The 14,278-nt window shown below is 67.5% G+C and carries 14 protein-coding genes; 5 read left to right on the top strand and 9 right to left on the bottom strand.

Annotated elements, in window-relative coordinates; translation table 11 throughout:
* Positions 1 to 99 precede the first annotated feature (99 nt).
* Positions 100 to 2,343 (bottom strand): YccS family putative transporter, encoded by a 2,244-nt coding sequence (yccS, locus tag AC1D2O_RS17490; RefSeq protein WP_478085634.1) that lies wholly within the window; start codon positions 2,341 to 2,343, stop codon positions 100 to 102.
* A gap of 84 nt (positions 2,344 to 2,427) precedes the next feature.
* Between yccS and AC1D2O_RS17485 the strand changes: the two genes are divergently transcribed.
* Entirely contained in the window at positions 2,428 to 3,216 is a 789-nt protein-coding gene (locus AC1D2O_RS17485) for an enoyl-CoA hydratase/isomerase family protein (RefSeq protein ID WP_478085636.1), read from the top strand.
* On the opposite strand, the gene AC1D2O_RS17480 is transcribed toward AC1D2O_RS17485, so the two are convergent.
* Positions 3,158 to 3,811, bottom strand: a complete 654-nt coding sequence (locus tag AC1D2O_RS17480) for a DUF6306 domain-containing protein (protein WP_478157614.1) — start codon at positions 3,809 to 3,811, stop codon at positions 3,158 to 3,160. The two genes, AC1D2O_RS17485 and AC1D2O_RS17480, sit on opposite strands and share 59 nt — an antisense overlap.
* Before the next feature lie 102 nt (positions 3,812 to 3,913).
* Here AC1D2O_RS17480 and AC1D2O_RS17475 point away from each other — a divergent pair, with 102 nt between their 5' ends.
* The 4 genes from AC1D2O_RS17475 to AC1D2O_RS17460 all read left to right on the top strand — a co-directional run bounded on the left by AC1D2O_RS17475 (position 3,914) and on the right by AC1D2O_RS17460 (position 6,620).
* The gene (locus AC1D2O_RS17475) at positions 3,914 to 4,813 is read left to right on the top strand and encodes a LysR family transcriptional regulator (protein WP_478085639.1); all 900 of its coding nucleotides are present in this window, start codon (positions 3,914 to 3,916) and stop codon (positions 4,811 to 4,813) included.
* 102 nt (positions 4,814 to 4,915) lie between these two features.
* Positions 4,916 to 5,629 (top strand): RNA polymerase sigma factor, encoded by a 714-nt coding sequence (locus AC1D2O_RS17470; RefSeq protein WP_478085641.1) that lies wholly within the window; start codon positions 4,916 to 4,918, stop codon positions 5,627 to 5,629.
* 20 nt (positions 5,630 to 5,649) lie between these two features.
* On the top strand, positions 5,650 to 6,219 hold the full coding sequence (locus AC1D2O_RS17465) for a ferritin-like domain-containing protein (RefSeq protein ID WP_478085643.1): 570 nt from the start codon (positions 5,650 to 5,652) through the stop codon (positions 6,217 to 6,219).
* Positions 6,216 to 6,620, top strand: a complete 405-nt coding sequence (locus AC1D2O_RS17460; protein ID WP_478085645.1) for a c-type cytochrome — start codon at positions 6,216 to 6,218, stop codon at positions 6,618 to 6,620. Before AC1D2O_RS17465 ends, AC1D2O_RS17460 begins: the two co-directional genes overlap by 4 nt.
* A gap of 86 nt (positions 6,621 to 6,706) precedes the next feature.
* Here the strand turns inward: AC1D2O_RS17460 and AC1D2O_RS17455 are convergent, their stop codons facing one another.
* The 7 genes from AC1D2O_RS17455 to AC1D2O_RS17425 all read right to left on the bottom strand — a co-directional run bounded on the left by AC1D2O_RS17455 (position 6,707) and on the right by AC1D2O_RS17425 (position 14,265).
* Positions 6,707 to 8,185: a M81 family metallopeptidase gene (locus tag AC1D2O_RS17455; RefSeq protein WP_478085688.1), complete on the bottom strand. Its 1,479-nt coding sequence runs from the start codon at positions 8,183 to 8,185 to the stop codon at positions 6,707 to 6,709.
* Positions 8,186 to 8,250: 65 nt separating this feature from the next.
* On the bottom strand, positions 8,251 to 9,636 hold the full coding sequence (locus AC1D2O_RS17450) for an amidase (protein WP_478157612.1): 1,386 nt from the start codon (positions 9,634 to 9,636) through the stop codon (positions 8,251 to 8,253).
* Between the two features lie 62 nt (positions 9,637 to 9,698).
* Positions 9,699 to 10,688: a P1 family peptidase gene (locus tag AC1D2O_RS17445; RefSeq protein ID WP_478085648.1), complete on the bottom strand. Its 990-nt coding sequence runs from the start codon at positions 10,686 to 10,688 to the stop codon at positions 9,699 to 9,701.
* A 16-nt stretch (positions 10,689 to 10,704) separates the two neighbouring features.
* Positions 10,705 to 11,478, bottom strand: a complete 774-nt coding sequence (locus tag AC1D2O_RS17440) for an ATP-binding cassette domain-containing protein (protein WP_478085650.1) — start codon at positions 11,476 to 11,478, stop codon at positions 10,705 to 10,707.
* A complete protein-coding gene (locus AC1D2O_RS17435) occupies positions 11,475 to 12,452 on the bottom strand; it encodes an ABC transporter ATP-binding protein (RefSeq protein ID WP_478085652.1) in 978 nt (325 codons plus the stop codon). Before AC1D2O_RS17435 ends, AC1D2O_RS17440 begins: the two co-directional genes overlap by 4 nt.
* Entirely contained in the window at positions 12,449 to 13,288 is an 840-nt protein-coding gene (locus AC1D2O_RS17430; RefSeq protein ID WP_478157610.1) for an ABC transporter permease, read from the bottom strand. The genes AC1D2O_RS17435 and AC1D2O_RS17430 overlap by 4 nt, the downstream gene beginning before the upstream one ends.
* Positions 13,289 to 13,308: 20 nt before the next feature.
* Positions 13,309 to 14,265 (bottom strand): ABC transporter permease, encoded by a 957-nt coding sequence (locus AC1D2O_RS17425; RefSeq protein WP_478157608.1) that lies wholly within the window; start codon positions 14,263 to 14,265, stop codon positions 13,309 to 13,311.
* Between the last annotated feature and the right edge of the window lie 13 nt (positions 14,266 to 14,278).

Raw genomic sequence — 14,278 nt, 5'->3', positions numbered from 1 at the left:
TTGTTCCGTATGGGGAACAAAACCTGTCTCACGCATGCCGTCGCCAGGCCACGCACACATGCGACTGAACGGCCGGCGGGCCGTTCTCGCCGGATCGCCCTACCCGCCTTCCGACGCGCCAGCCTCCAGCCGCAGCCATCGGACGGCGTAGCCGCGCAGGGCCTCGATCTGCAGCCCGATCAGCCGGAGTTCGGTGCGAAGCAGTTGCACCGCAGGGTCGGCCTCGTCGTCCGAGCCGAACAGGCCGGCCAGCGCCTGGGGATCGGCCAGGGGCGTCGCCGCCATCGCCTCGACAGCAGCCGCGGACGCCTGCTCGATATTCGCCGCCAATGCATCCACCGCCTCGCCTGCGACGTCTGCCGCGGCGCGCAACGCCTCGGCATGCGCCGGACTCTGCAACGCCACGCGGTGCGCGCCGAGCGCCGACAGATAGCTCAACAGGGTGTGCGATTGAATCAGGAAGCGCAGCGCCACGCCGGCGCGCGGCCGCACGACGGCCGGCTCGCGGAACATCTCGGACACCGCGACCGCCAGCGCGGCGTCGGCGTTGTGGGCGTTGCGCCTGGCCAGCCGATAGGGCAGGTCGTCGCGGGCGCCGGCGCGGTACTGGGCGGCGATCTCCCGCAGATAAAGGGCCTGGTAGCGCATTGCCGCGGCCGCCAGTTCGTTGAAGCGCCGCGCCTGCCAATGGGGCAGCACCAGCACCATGGCGAGCCCCGCGATCGCGCTGCCGATGGCGGTATCGACCAGCCGCGGCACGATCAGCACGCCGCTGTCGCCCACCTGGTTGAAGCACATCAGCACCAGCACCGTCATGCAGGCCGTCGCCAGCAGGTAGCGCGTGGCGCGCGTCGCGAAGAAGAGCACACCGGCCGCCACCGCCAGCAGCGCCTGGAGCAGATGCTGGGGAAACAGCTCCAGCAGCGCCCAGCCGATCACCACGCCGAGCGCCGTGCCCGCCATGCGCTGGCCCATGCGCGACACGGTGTCGCCCCAGGTCTGCTGGCAGACGAACAGCGTCGTCAGCAGGATCCAGTAGCCCTGCGCCGGATGGATCAGGCGCATGACGCCATAGCCGGCCACGAGCGCGACCGCCAGCCGTAGCGCATGGCGAAACAGTGGGGAACGCGGCGCGAGCTGGCGTCGAATGCGCTCGGCCGCGTCGCGCCATGAGTGGGGCGAGCGATCGAGCAGGCCCATGTCCGTGCGCCCGGCCCGCGCCGTGGGCTCGCTGGCGCCGGCCAGTTGCCCGTCGAGCTGCTCCAGGTTGCGCGCCAGCGCCTCCACCGAGGCGAGCAGCGCCAGTCGCCCGGGCTCGTGCGCATGCTGACGCTCGTGCTCGATCGCGCTGCGCAATTCCGCCAGCGCCTGCACCGTCGCGGTGTCGGCGGCGAAAGGCTCGCGCCGCTCGATCGACAGCGCGAGTCGCCGGCAAGCCTCGCCTTGCAGGTGCAGCACGCGCTGGCAGCGATAGAGCAGGTCGCTGTGAAAGAAGGCGTCGGCCAGCGCGTTGTAGTCGTCATGGGACGAACTCGCGCGCTCGTGCACATCCTGCGCGATCAGGTAGAGCCCGCGATAGCGCGCGATGCGCCCCGTGGGCGCGCGCGCGCCGATGCGCCGGAAGATGCTTTCCTTGGCGGCATTGAGCTCGACCACCACCTCCGCATTGAGCTGCGAGAGCGACAGCCTCTTGCGCTCGATGTCGATGCCGCGCAAGGGCTCGAACAGGGAGGCCTTGAAGCGCACGTAGTCGCCGAGCACCGCGTACAGCCTGGCCAGCCGCGCTTGCACCGGCTGGGCCGGGAAGGCCAGGCACCAGGCCACCGAGAACACCCCGTACCAGGCGGCGCCCGCGAGCAGGAGCCACAGCTCGCGGTAGCGCTCGACAGGGTCCGCCTGCGGCTGGTTGTCGATGCCCAGGGTGGTGTACATCGCAAGGATCAGCGTGGCGTAGCCGATCGCCTTGTAGCGCGCCTCGACCGCCCCGAGCATGGTGAGCCAGAACGCCGCGAGGGCGAGGCTCGTGATGAAGAGGTAGGGGCGATCGATCAGGGCCGCGACGGCGAAGGCGGCCACCGCGAAGCAGACCAGCGTGACGACCTGGGCCCGATAGCGCCCGCGCCAGCTGTCGTCGGTCTCGGCCAGTGCGCTGGCGATCGCACCCAGGAACAGCGGGGTCACGGCCTCCATCCGCCCACTCGCGCCGCACGCCGCCATCAGGCTTCCCAGGGTGAGCAGCACCCGCAGCGCCTGGGCCTGGCCCGCGCCCCATCTACCGAGTTGTTGGGGGAAAGTCTCGATCACGAGGGGCAGCATGCCATCGTTGTGCACGATGTGTGCCATGCCCGCTCTTGCCGGTGCGCGGTCTGGGGTCTACTCGGGCTTCTCGCCCCAACAATCTGAACCCCGAACCCGGAGCCCCACCGCATGACCACCGACCTCAGCAGCCCCGATATCGACGTTCGCTTCGACAAGCACGTCGCCATCGTGGAGATCCGCCGCCCCCCGCACAACTTCTTCGACGCGCCGCTGATCGCCGGCCTGGCCAGCGCCTTCGAAGCACTGGAAGCCGATGCGAACTGCCGCGCGATCGTGCTGTGCGCGGAAGGCAGCGCGTTCTGCGCGGGCGCCGACTTCGCGAAGGCCGACGACAGCGCCGGGCGCAAGAGCCCGCGTGCCGTCAACCCGATCTACGACGAAGCCCTGCGGATGTTCGCATGCACCAAACCGGTGGTGGCCGCGGTGCATGGTCCCGCCATCGGTGGCGGGCTCGGCCTGGCCCTGGTCGCGGACTTTCGCGTCACCTGCCCGGAAGCGCGCTTCTCGGCCAACTTCAACCGGCTCGGCTTTCATCCGGGCTTCGGTCTGTCGACCACCCTGCCCCGCCTGGTCGGCACCCAGAAGGCGGCGCTGCTGTTCTACACCGGCCGGCGCATCGGCGGCGAAGAGGCACTGGCCATCGGCCTCGCCGACGTGCTGGTGGCACAGGCCCAGGTGCGCGCCGAAGCGCTGAAGCTCGCGGCCGAGATCGCGACCTCGTCGCCGCTGGCCGTGGTCTCGACCCGGAACACGCTGCGCGCCGGACTCGTCGAGGCGATCCGGCAGGCGGTCGCTCGCGAAAGCGTCGAGCAGAACCGGCAGTTCGGCACCGAGGACTTCAAGGAAGGCGTGGCGGCGATGGCCGCCCGGCGCGAGCCTGTGTTCCAGGGAAGGTAGCCTCCAGGGCGCGGCGGTCCAGGAAGCCGCCGACGTGCGCGATGTTGTCCGCATGCCGCGCGCACATCTCGGCGAGCTGATCGCGCAGCGCGCCTTCGCGCAGGCGCGGCAGCAGCGCCGTCAGCTTGTCAACCACCCAGGCCTGGCCGCGATTCAGGAACGCCAGTCGCTTGCCCAGGTCGTCGATCGCCATCGCCTTGTCGTAGAAAGCGCCGGTGCGGGTGCTCGGTGCGCCGTCGATCGACTGGATCGCCCGGATGAGCATGCCGCACCACTTGACTTCGTCGCGTCGGATCTGCTCGCCGAGCTGCCCGAGCGCACCATCCCCGCCCGCCTTGATGAACTGCATCGCGACGCGGGCACCGGCCCGCTCCGCTTCGAGCAGCTCGTTGAGCGAGGCGAGCAATTCCTCAGGGCCGATGGGCGGAACACAGGCCGCATCCAGCTCTTCGGCATAGCACACCGGCGACGACACTTCGATCCTCTCGTGCCACGCTCCGGGCGGCGTAGTCATGACGTCGTTGGCTTTCATGGTGCGCTCCTTTCGGGTTGGGGCGCGGAAAGCGCCTTTCGATGCAGCGGCCTCGCCTTTCACGCGGGGCCCATGGACATCATGATCCCTCCGGGCTTGATCAAAGTAAAATGAGTTTTATTGCCGTTTCACTGCAATTATTTCTCATCCAAACCAGGATGCCGGATGGATCTCACGCTCGCCCAGACCTTCCTCGAGATCGTGCAGACGCGCAGCTTCCTGCGCGCCGCGGAACAGCTGCATGTCACGCCGACCTCGGTCAGCGCACGCGTGCGGACGCTGGAAGAGTTGCTGGGCCGCGCCCTGTTCGTCAGGAACAAGTCCGGCGCCACGCTGACCCCCGCGGGCGAGCAGTTCCTGCCGCATGCGACCAGCCTGGTGCAGGTCTGGGAGCGCGCGCGCCACCAGGTGGCGGTGCCCGCCGGTCGGCGCGCCGCGCTCGGCATCGGCTGCGAGCTCAGTCTCTGGGATCCGCTGTTGCTGCAGTGGATGCTGTGGATGCGCTCCGCCGCGCCGCATCTGGCGATCCGCACCGAGGTCGGCTTTCCGGGCCATCTTCTCGACAAGACGGCCGACGGCGTGCTGGACATCGCGATCGTCTATGCGCCCCAGCATCGTCCCGGGCTGCGCGTCGAACTCCTGATCGAGGAGAAGCTCGTGATGGTCACCACCGCCAAGCGCGCACGCGCGCCGCGCGCCTCGGACTACGTGTATGTCGACTGGGGCCCGGAGTTCGCCGCGCAGCACGGGCTGGCCTTTCCCGAACTCTCCAATGCCGCGGTGAAGGCCGGCCTCGGCCCGCTGGGACGCGAGTACCTTCTGGCAGCCGGGGGCACCGGCTACTTCCGGCTCGACGTCGTCCGCGCCCATCTCGAATCGGGGCGCCTGCGCCGCGTGCCCGACATGCCGGAATTCCTCTATCCCGCGTATGCGGTCTACGCGGCGGATTGCGACCGCAAGCTCGTGGACCCGGCGCTGGCCGGCCTCAGGCAAGTGGCGAGTCCGCGCGCCATCCAGGGCAAGCCCGCATCGCAGCGTCCGCGGCGAGCGGCGAAGAAGCGCTGAGCGCGCAGCCATCGTCCTGATCGGGACGCAGGCGCGAGATCCGCGGCGTCGAAAGTTGAAACGTGCCGCGCAGTCGCCCCGTCTAACGGGTGAAAGGCCTACATGCACAACGCACACCATCCCTCACGCACCGTGGCGCTCGAAGGCACCAGCGACGCCGAGCTCGCGCTACGCGCCTCGCAGGGCGACGCGGCCGCCTTCGAAGCCATCATGCGGCGCCACAACCAGCTCCTGTTTCGCACCGCGCGCAGCGTTCTGAACAACGACGCCGACACCGAAGACGCCTTGCAGGACGCGTACCTCAAGGCCTGGCGTGCGCTCGCCGGCTTTCGTGCCGATGCGAAGCTCTCCACCTGGCTGGTGCGCATCGTGGTCAATGAAGCACTGACGCGCCTGCGCCGACGCAGCGCGCGGGTGATTCCCCTCGACGCTTCGGCGCCGGGCGACGAACCCACCGAGGAGCCATGGATGGAGGACGACATCGACCGGCAGCCCGACCGGCTCGCCATGCGGGAGGAAATGCGCCGGCTGATCGAGACCCGCATTGATCGCCTGCCGGATCTCTACCGCACGGTCTTCATGCTGCGCGCCGTCGAGGAGATGAGCGTCGAGGAGGTCTCGGTCGTTCTCGAACTGCCCGAAGCCACCGTACGGACGCGCTTCTTTCGCGCACGCAGCCTGCTGCGCGAAGGCCTGTCGCGCGATGTCGACCTCGCCGTCGGCGACGCGTTCTCGTTTGCCGGCGACCGCTGCGATCGCATCGTCGGCGGCGTGCTGGCAAAGCTTGCAACCGAGCGGGAAATTCCCCGCGACTGACCACCCACGAGGAGATCACCATGTCGTTCTTTCTGATGCCGACCCCGATGGCGGCACGCCGCCTGTTCCTGGGCCGATCCGGGCTGGTGCTGTCGGCGGCGGCCGTCGCGCTGCTGGCCGGCAAGGATGCGCTGGCCGCCAAGGCCGGCGGCGCGAGTGCCGCCGACACCCGGATTCTCAACACCGCGCTGGGCGCGGAGCTCGAAGCAATCGCCGCCTACCAGCTCGGCGCCGAGAGCAAACTGTTGGAAAAGCCGGTGCTCGAGCTGGCCGTGACATTCCAGGGCCATCACAAGGAGCATGCGAGCGTGCTGGCGAAGACCATCGAGAAGCTGGGCGGCAAGCCGGTGACGGCCAGAGAGGCCTATGGCTTTCCGTCCGAGCAGCTGAAGTCCCAGGCCGACGTGCTCAGGTTCGCGGCCAAGCTGGAACAGGGCGCCGTGAGCGCGTACCTGGGCGCGGTGCCGCTGTTCGGCGACCGCGACCTGGCCAAGGCGGCCGCCAGCATCCTGGGCGACGAAGCGATGCACTGGGCGGTGCTGCGCCAGGCGCTCGGCGAAGCGCCGGTTCCGTCGGCCTTCATGTCGTGACCCGCGCGCGCTGGCTCACGGCGGCCGCCGCGCTGGCGCTCGGTGCCGCCGGACCCGCGCTGGCCGCGCCCGACGCGGTGCGCGGCGAGCAGGTCTATGCGCGATGCCAGGCCTGCCACGCGCTGGCCGTCGATCGCGTCGGACCGCGGCACTGCGGGCTCTTCGGCCGGCTCGCGGGCAGCGTGCCCGGCTACGGGTACTCGCCGGCGATGAAGGCGTCCGGCATCACCTGGAACGACAAGACGCTCGACCGCTTCCTGACCAAGCCGCTGAGCGTGGTGCCCGGCAGCACGATGACCTACGACGGCATCGCCGACCCGAAGGACCGCGCCGACCTGATCGCCTACCTCCAGCATGCCGACGCCAGCGCCGAGTGCGGCAAGCAGGCAGCGGCGAGGTGACCGCGCTGTCGGTGGGTCTCAAGGGCAAGGGCGAGATCGTAAACATGTGCCTGTCCGGCCTGCTGACAAAGCCCTGGCGTGCTCGTTCAAAGCGCATCCAACGGATAGATCGGACGCCGCACTCGCTCGAAGCGCAATTTCGAATAGTCCGAGGTCGTCACGCCGACGCTATCGCATTCGACCACGACGTCAGCCAGGCTGCCGAACCCCGCTCGCCAATGCACCCGGCTTTTCAGAATCAGATATCTCACACGGTCGAGATCAATGCCGAGCGAGGTCAGGTACGCCAGGTCGTGGGGTTCAGTGGCCAAGGACGTCACCACGACCTGGATGCCTCCGGCTTGAAGGACGACGGTCTTGCCGGCCGTGACGACCACCCCGGCCATCATCGGACCACGCAAGCGGAGCACGCCGTCACTGATGGTGCGCACACGCGCCGAAAGGGTGATCGGCTCGTTGGCGTCACCGGTTGCGGCCAGCTCGCTCAAACCACCGAGAGTGAGCGTGAGTTCGTTGCCAACGCCTGCGGCAATGGCTCGCTCCACCGCCTGCGGATCGCGAATCGCGTAGAACACCGCGTCCTGAAGGTCTTGGCGCAGCGCCTCTGCCAGCACGCGCGTGGTGTCCATCGTGCCACCAGACGCGCTGTTGTCGCAATGATCCAGCAGTACGACCGGCCGCCCGGGGGCCGACTTGGCCTGTGCGACCGATTGCTCCAGCGGTTGCCCCTCGTACAAGAATGCCGAACGATTTTCCCAGGCCTGATCCAGCAGTTCGTCGCGCACCCGCCTTGCTTGAACTTCGTCCGCGTCCGCGCACACCACGGCCGACAAACCGGCGTTTCGGATGTCGGCATGCGGGAAGCCTGTGAACACCGAGGCGGCAAGCACGGCTTCGCTTTGCTCGAGCTCGATGCAACGCGCCTGCAGTGACCGGTTGGGTTGCGCGTGTGTGCCCTGGCGCATGATGTGCGGCAGCATCGGCCGGTTGTCCCAGGCCAGGACGGGATGAATTTCCCCGCGGATCGTGCGCATCAGCAGCTCTGCGGCCCGTCGCCCCGCTGCGGCCATGTCGGTATGCGGATAGGTGTGGTAGCCGCTGAGAACAGTCAGGCGTCCGACCATCTCGGGATAGAGATTGGCATGCATGTCGAGCGCCGCACCGATCGGCACGGTCGGTTGCAGTTCGCGAAGCCGGCGCAGAAGCTCTCCTTCCCCGTCTTCATGGTCGGCCGTGACCATCGCCCCATGCAGATCGAGCAGGATCCCGTCGAAGATCTTGCCTCGGGCTGCGTCAAGAATCAGTCCCGTGATCCTTTCGTAGGCCTCGGTTTCGACCAGCCCGCTCGGGCTCGCTTCGGCGACCACGGCAACCGTGATCTCGCAACTCTCGCGATCGGTCACTTCAAGGAATCCACCCATGCCTGTCCCCGTACCTCGCCGGGCCGTCACCGCAGCCTCGCCGACGAGCGGAATGTCACTGTTGCGGAAGAACTGGCGCAGCGGCGTTGCCGCGGGAGAAAAGGTATTCGTTTCGTGCTTGAAGCAAGCCAGAAGCAGGCGAATGGGAGCTTGGTGATTCATCGTTTTCCTCGGAGTCGATTGATCAATGGGGTACAGGTAAAAGGTGCTCAGGTCACCGTCGGCCAAGGCGTCTGAGCCGGTCGCATTTCCTCCCAGGCACGCGCCATCTGCAACACCCCGAGATCGTCGAAGCGACGGCCGACGATCTGCAGCCCGATGGGCAGGCCACTCTTCGAATGACCGCAGTTCACCGAAGCGGCAGGCTGCTCCGACATGTTGAAGGGGTTGGTGAAATACACATCACGTCCCGGCATCGACGCGTTGCTGCTGGTGGCCTCCGCCTCGAAAGGCAAGCAGGGAGAGACCGGCGACAGCACGAAGTCATACGGCTGCGTCGCGGCCACCGTGGCGGCGCGCATCGCCTGCATCTGCGCGAAGGATTGAAACACTTCGTCATGGGAAAGCGTCGCGGCGAACGCAGCAAGCTGGTGCAACACGGGCGCCGCCAGTGCGCGCCGTTCTTCAGGCATTGCCGCCAGATCCGTGCGACTGCGCATTGCGAAAGACTGCACGAAGCCCAAGCGCATTTCGTAGGTGCTCCAGTCCGTGAGCGGTTCGACGATGGCGCCGGCCGCTTCAAACGCCCTGGCCGCGTTCACCACCGCCGACTTGACCTCGGGATCCAGCTGGATCGGCATCGCAGGCTCGATGAAGAGACCGATGCGCAGACCCTTCAGGTCACGCCCAAGCCGTTGCCAGTCGATGGCTTGGTAAGGCAGACTGGAGTAGTCGCGTCCATCTGACAGCGAGAGGACCTGCATCATCAACGCAGCATCGCTCACGGTTCGCGTCATCGGTCCGGCGCAACGACCCGCATACGGAGGGGCGACCGGCACGCGGCCTTGCGACGGCTTCAGTCCGAACACGCCGCAGAAGCTCGAAGGAATGCGGATGGAGCCACCGATGTCGGTACCGACATGCAGGGGCCCGTATCCCGCGGCCGCTGCTGCGCCAGCGCCGGAGCTGGAGCCGCCCGTATTCTTGCTGGTGTCCCAGGGGTTTCGTACCAACGGATGAAAACTCGACGGCGCTGCCGCCAGAAAACCGAAGTCCGGCATGACGGTCTTGGTGACGATGATCGCACCGGCCTCACGCAGGCGCGCGGCCACGGGCGCATCTTCCGCGGCGGGTTTCAGCACCGTGGCCGCACTGCCCAACGGAACGGGTACGCCGCGCGTCGCGATGTTCTCCTTGAGTGTCACCGGCACACCGTCCAGCGGACCTTGAGGAATCTGCGCTTGCCATCGCCGTTCGGATTGACGCGCGGCCTCGAGCGCGGCCTCGGCATCCAGTGCGTACGTCGCGTGCAGGCGCGGTTCGCACAGCGCGATGCGCTCGAGCACGGCCCGGGTCACATCGACCGGGGTCAGCGTACGGTTTTTGTAGCGCGCATGCAGCTCGCCTGCGCTCAATTCGTTGAGATTCGATTCCATGATCGTTCGAGTACTGGAGTGATGGGGGCAATGGCGTGCGATCTCGAGAAGACGCAAAACGGCTAGGGGGCCGCCGCTTCCAGAACCGCGTCCCAGGCAAGGTCCGATGCAGCTTCGGCGAGCACGAATGGATCCACCGACGCAGTCCCCGTTCCCGTGGAGAGGGCGAAGAGAATGTCGCCGTCGTGCGGCGTGTGAAATGGCTGGATGGCGCGGGCCATCGACGAGTGGACCTGCCTGCCGAGTTGCCGCAACAGCAACGACGGCATGGGCTGATCGGTCACGAGCACGGTGAGCGTGGTGTTCTCGGTGGTCGCAATGGTGTTTACGGGTGTGACGGGTACATCGGCTGCGGCCGAGGCGGCGGGCACGAGCACCTCGCGCGGGTGATGGCGCACGCCGGTACGCCGATGACGCAGGCCGCGCACGACGCGGCCTTCGCGGTCGACGATCACGCCCAGCGCATTGACCACGGTGGCAACGAAAACGCGCGCTCCGCCGACGAGCGCGAATGCGGCGCCCTGCCCGCCAGCTTCGCGCTCGTAATCCGGGTAGGCCGGGAATTTACCGACCGCAGCCGAGCGCCCCGCTCCGCGCGCGCCCAGCGGGAACTCCCCCGCCCGCGCCGCCCGGTAGGCGGCCGCGCCGAGCGCCTTGTCTGGATAGATCGCATTGGCGCGCCCGCCGAAGTCGTAAATGATGGCGCCGGAGACCAGCGCGATCTTTCCCCAGCCCACGGCGCCATCGCGTTCGCCCAACAAGGTCGATGCCACGCCGGTGGCCGCCTCCAGCCCGTACAGAGAGCCTCCCGCGAGACTGATCGCGTCCACGCGTGGGTAGCCCCCCAGAAGGCCCGGCGCGCCGCCACGTACGTCGACCTCGCAGTCCGCCCCTCCCTCGACGTGAAGGACCGTGCAGCCGGTCGGCCCCTCGTCATACTCCGCAATTCCAACCCTCAGTTGAGGAAAGTCGAAGGACAGCGCTCGACCGTCCGATGCGCCCTGCCACAGGCGCGGAACAAGGTCTTGGGCGGTTTTCAAATCATTCTTCATTGTTTGCCTTTCGCATTCACGCAGCGGCCTGCCAGAGCGCCCGGCTGTACGCATGGTGAGGTTTCTCGTAGAAACGTGCGGCATCGCCGATTTCGACCACTTCGCCCGAGCGCATCACCGCGATCCGGCTGCATACGTAGCGCGTGGCTGCCAGATCGTGGGAAATGAAAAGCGCAGCAAAGCCGTGACGCTGCTGCAAATCTCGGATCAGATTGAGAATCTGCACCTGCACAGAGACGTCGAGCGCACTCACCGCCTCATCGAACACAAGGAACCGAGGCTGCGTGATCAATGCCCGCGCGATGGCAACCCTTTGACGCTGTCCGCCAGAGAGCTCGTGCGGGAAACGCTCGGCAAAGCCGGGGTTGAGGCCCACCAGCGAGAGCATCTCCGCCACGCGGGCGCGGCGCGCTCCTGGCGTTCCTGTGCCCGTGACCGCCAGCGGTTCCTCCACCGACAGGCCGAGACGAAGTCGGGGATTGAGTGCCCACTCCGGCTGCTGCAAGACCACCGACATGCGTCCCGCCAGCAGGGTCTGCCGGGCTCGGCGCGACGCGGGGATGGCATCGCCGAGGAAGCGCACAACGCCTCGCGTCGGAGCCTGCAAACCCAGCAGAAGCCGGCCCATCGTCGTTTTTCCCGACCCGCTTTCTCCGACCACGCCGAGTGTTTCGCCGGCGCCGATGCTCAAGGTCACGTCGCGCACCGCATCGACGCGGCGCCGGTTCCAGGCCGGGCCGGTCGTGAAGGTCACGCCCACGTTCTCGAGCGACACCACCAGGTCCGTCATGCGGCCTCCTTGAATTGGGCCCGTTCACCGGCGCGGTGGCATGCGACCGAACGCCCCTCGACAACCCGCAGCTCCGGCCGCAGCGAGCGGCAGTCGGCGCTGGCGTATGCGCAACGATCGGCGAAGGCGCAATCGTCGCTGCGCCCGCTGAGCGCCGGCGGTGCGCCGGGAATCGATGCCAGGACCTCGCCCACTTTTTCCTTTCCGGGTGCCACGGCGAGCAGCGCCTCGGTGTAAGGATGCGCAGGCCGTGCGAACACCAGCGCTGCCGGCCCATACTCGACCACGCGGCCGGCATACATCACCGCCACGGTGTCGCAATGGCGGGCCACGGCGCGCAACTCGTGGCTCAACAGCACGACGCCGGTCTTCATCGAGTCTCGCAACGAGACCAGCAGCGCAAAGATCTGCTCGCGCAGAGTCGCGTCCAGAGATGCCGTGGGCTCGTCGGCCACCAACAACAGCGGTCTCCGTGCGATGGCCATCGCGATCACAACGCGTTGCGCCATGCCACCCGACAGCTGGTGCGGAAAACTGCGTTCGACCCGCTCGATGTCGCGCAGCCCGACGCGCGTCAGCAGATCGCGCACCGGCGCCTTGCTGCCAGCCGCCAGCGCGACTTGCTTGCCGACGCGCATGGTGGGGTCGAGCGCAACCATGGGGTTCTGGAAGATGAAGCCCAACGTGCGGCGTCGCACTTCGCGCATGGCTGCGTCCTCCAATTCGAATACCGGTTGCCCATTGACCTTGAGATCGCCACCGGATCGGCGAGCGTTGTCCGCCAGCAGGCGTCCCACGGCCAGGCCCAGCGTGCTCTTTCCTGAACCGCTCTCCCCGACCAGCCCCAGCACTTCGCCAGCGCGCACCGTGAGCGTGGCACCGTCCAGTGCGCGATGGGCGGCGCCTGGCGTGTCGCCATACTCGATGACGAGATCCGTGACCTCCAGCAAGAGCGGTGTGGTGATCTCATTCATCGCAGCCTCCTTCCACGCAAGGGTTCCAGAGCGTCACGCAGCCCGTCGCCCAGAAGATTCACTGCCACGATCGACAGGGCCAAGACCACACCCGCCGAAAGAGCCAGCCAGGGTGCGATCGTCAGATACACGGAGCCGAGACGCAGCAGGGCGCCGAGCGAGGACTCCGGCGGCTGGGAGCCGAGCCCCAGAAAGCTCAGCCCGCTCTCGATCAGGATCCCGATCGACACCGCGTAGGTGAACTGCACCAGCACGGCGCCCAGCACATTGGGCAGCAGGTGCACCAGCATCACGCGCAAGCGCGAGGCGCCGGCCACCTCGGCCGCCGTGACGAAGCCACGGCCCACCATGCCGAGCGTGACCGAGCGCACCACCCGCACGAACAGGGGCAGCGTGGCAAACAGGATCACGGCCAGCGCGGAGATGCTTCCAGGCCCGATCACGGCGGCCACCAACAGGCCGAGCATCAGCGCCGGAAAGGCGAACATGATGTCCATCACACGGGCAATCACGGTGTCGGTCCAGCGCCCGACATACGCGGCGTACAGCCCGATCAGTGTTCCGAGAATGGCGGTCCCGCAGACCGAGGCCAGCGCGAGCACGAATGTCGCACGGATGCCGCGCACGACGCGCGGCAACAGGTCGCGGCCCAATTCGTCCGTGCCGAAAGGCATCGCCCACGAGGGCGCCGCGAAGCGTGGACCCGCGCCGATCTGATCCGGATCGCCCAGCGGCAGCCAAGGGCCCAGGGCTCCCAGCAACAGCAGCGTCAAGAGGATCAGCCCGCCGACTGCGGCCAGATGATCGTGACGCGCGAAACGCAGGATGGTTGTCATGGCTTGCTTCATTCGAGACCTCACCCGCGGCGACCCGCATCGATGCGAGGATCGAGCACGGCATATCCCAGATCTGCCAGGGTATTCACCGCGATGAACACAGCGGCCGCGAGCAACACGCCGGCTTGCACGACCGCGTAGTCGCGGTTGCCCAGCGCGCTGTAGATGTAGAGCCCGATCCCGGGCACGGAAAAAAGGATCTCGGCGATCAATGCACCGCCGAGCAGGTGACCGATGTAGGTGGCCGTCACGGTCATCACAGGGATCGACGCGTTGCGCAGCACATGGTGCCGCACGATGTGCCAACGGCTTTGACCCTGCGAGATGGCGGTGAGAACGTGACCATCGGTCAGCACGCGCTGCACCGAATCCCGCGTCGTGCGAACCAGCAGCGCAATACCGAAGATGCCCAGGCTCATGCCGGGCAGAAGCGTGGCACGCAAGCTGGCACCGGGGTTTTCGGTGAGCGGCACGTAGCCCCCCACCGTGGCACCGAGGCTCCATCTGGAGAATGCATACACCAGCACACTGCCCAACACGACCTCGGGCACGCTGGCCCCCAGTGCACCCACCATGCGGCCCACAGACCGCCATCTGCCGGCGCCCAGGCCGGCCAGCAAGCCCAGCGGCAGCCCGACAAGCAATGCGGTGGCTGTCGCGATCAGGGCGACCTGGATCGTCGCGGGCGCACGGCGCAACATTTCGTCGGCCACCGGCTTGCCGGTCGCCATGGAAACGCCGAGGTCTCCGCTCGCAGCGGCGCCCAGCCATTTCACGTACTGCATCGGTCCTGGCTGATCGAGCCCGAACTTCGCGGCCAGTTCGGCGCGCGTCTCCACCGAGGCATCCGGGCCCAGCACCATCTGCTCGAAGCCTCCGGGCAGCAAGCGCAATCCGGCGAAGACGAGGATCGATGCCCCGGCAAGGGTCAACGCCGCGATGCCCAGGCGCAATGCAAGGTAATAGACGATTCGCATCTTTCGGACCTGT

It is taken from the genome of Variovorax sp. P1_G12 (assembly GCF_056405555.1).
This window is presented reverse-complemented; position numbering and strand designations above follow the sequence as displayed.

Bases quoted from the DNA above. Each gene is read 5' to 3' on its own strand.
- AC1D2O_RS17440 (WP_478085650.1), bottom strand. From the start codon at position 11,478: ATGACGGACCTGGTGGTGTCGCTCGAGAACGTGGGCGTGACCTTCACG.
- AC1D2O_RS17470 (WP_478085641.1), top strand. From the start codon at position 4,916: ATGCACAACGCACACCATCCCTCACGCACCGTGGCGCTCGAAGGCACC.
- AC1D2O_RS17430 (WP_478157610.1), bottom strand. From the start codon at position 13,288: ATGACAACCATCCTGCGTTTCGCGCGTCACGATCATCTGGCCGCAGTC.
- AC1D2O_RS17435 (WP_478085652.1), bottom strand. From the start codon at position 12,452: ATGAATGAGATCACCACACCGCTCTTGCTGGAGGTCACGGATCTCGTC.
- AC1D2O_RS17445 (WP_478085648.1), bottom strand. From the start codon at position 10,688: ATGAAGAATGATTTGAAAACCGCCCAAGACCTTGTTCCGCGCCTGTGG.
- AC1D2O_RS17465 (WP_478085643.1), top strand. From the start codon at position 5,650: ATGTCGTTCTTTCTGATGCCGACCCCGATGGCGGCACGCCGCCTGTTC.
- AC1D2O_RS17475 (WP_478085639.1), top strand. From the start codon at position 3,914: ATGGATCTCACGCTCGCCCAGACCTTCCTCGAGATCGTGCAGACGCGC.
- yccS (WP_478085634.1), bottom strand. From the start codon at position 2,343: ATGGCACACATCGTGCACAACGATGGCATGCTGCCCCTCGTGATCGAG.
- AC1D2O_RS17485 (WP_478085636.1), top strand. From the start codon at position 2,428: ATGACCACCGACCTCAGCAGCCCCGATATCGACGTTCGCTTCGACAAG.
- AC1D2O_RS17425 (WP_478157608.1), bottom strand. From the start codon at position 14,265: ATGCGAATCGTCTATTACCTTGCATTGCGCCTGGGCATCGCGGCGTTG.
- AC1D2O_RS17450 (WP_478157612.1), bottom strand. From the start codon at position 9,636: ATGGAATCGAATCTCAACGAATTGAGCGCAGGCGAGCTGCATGCGCGC.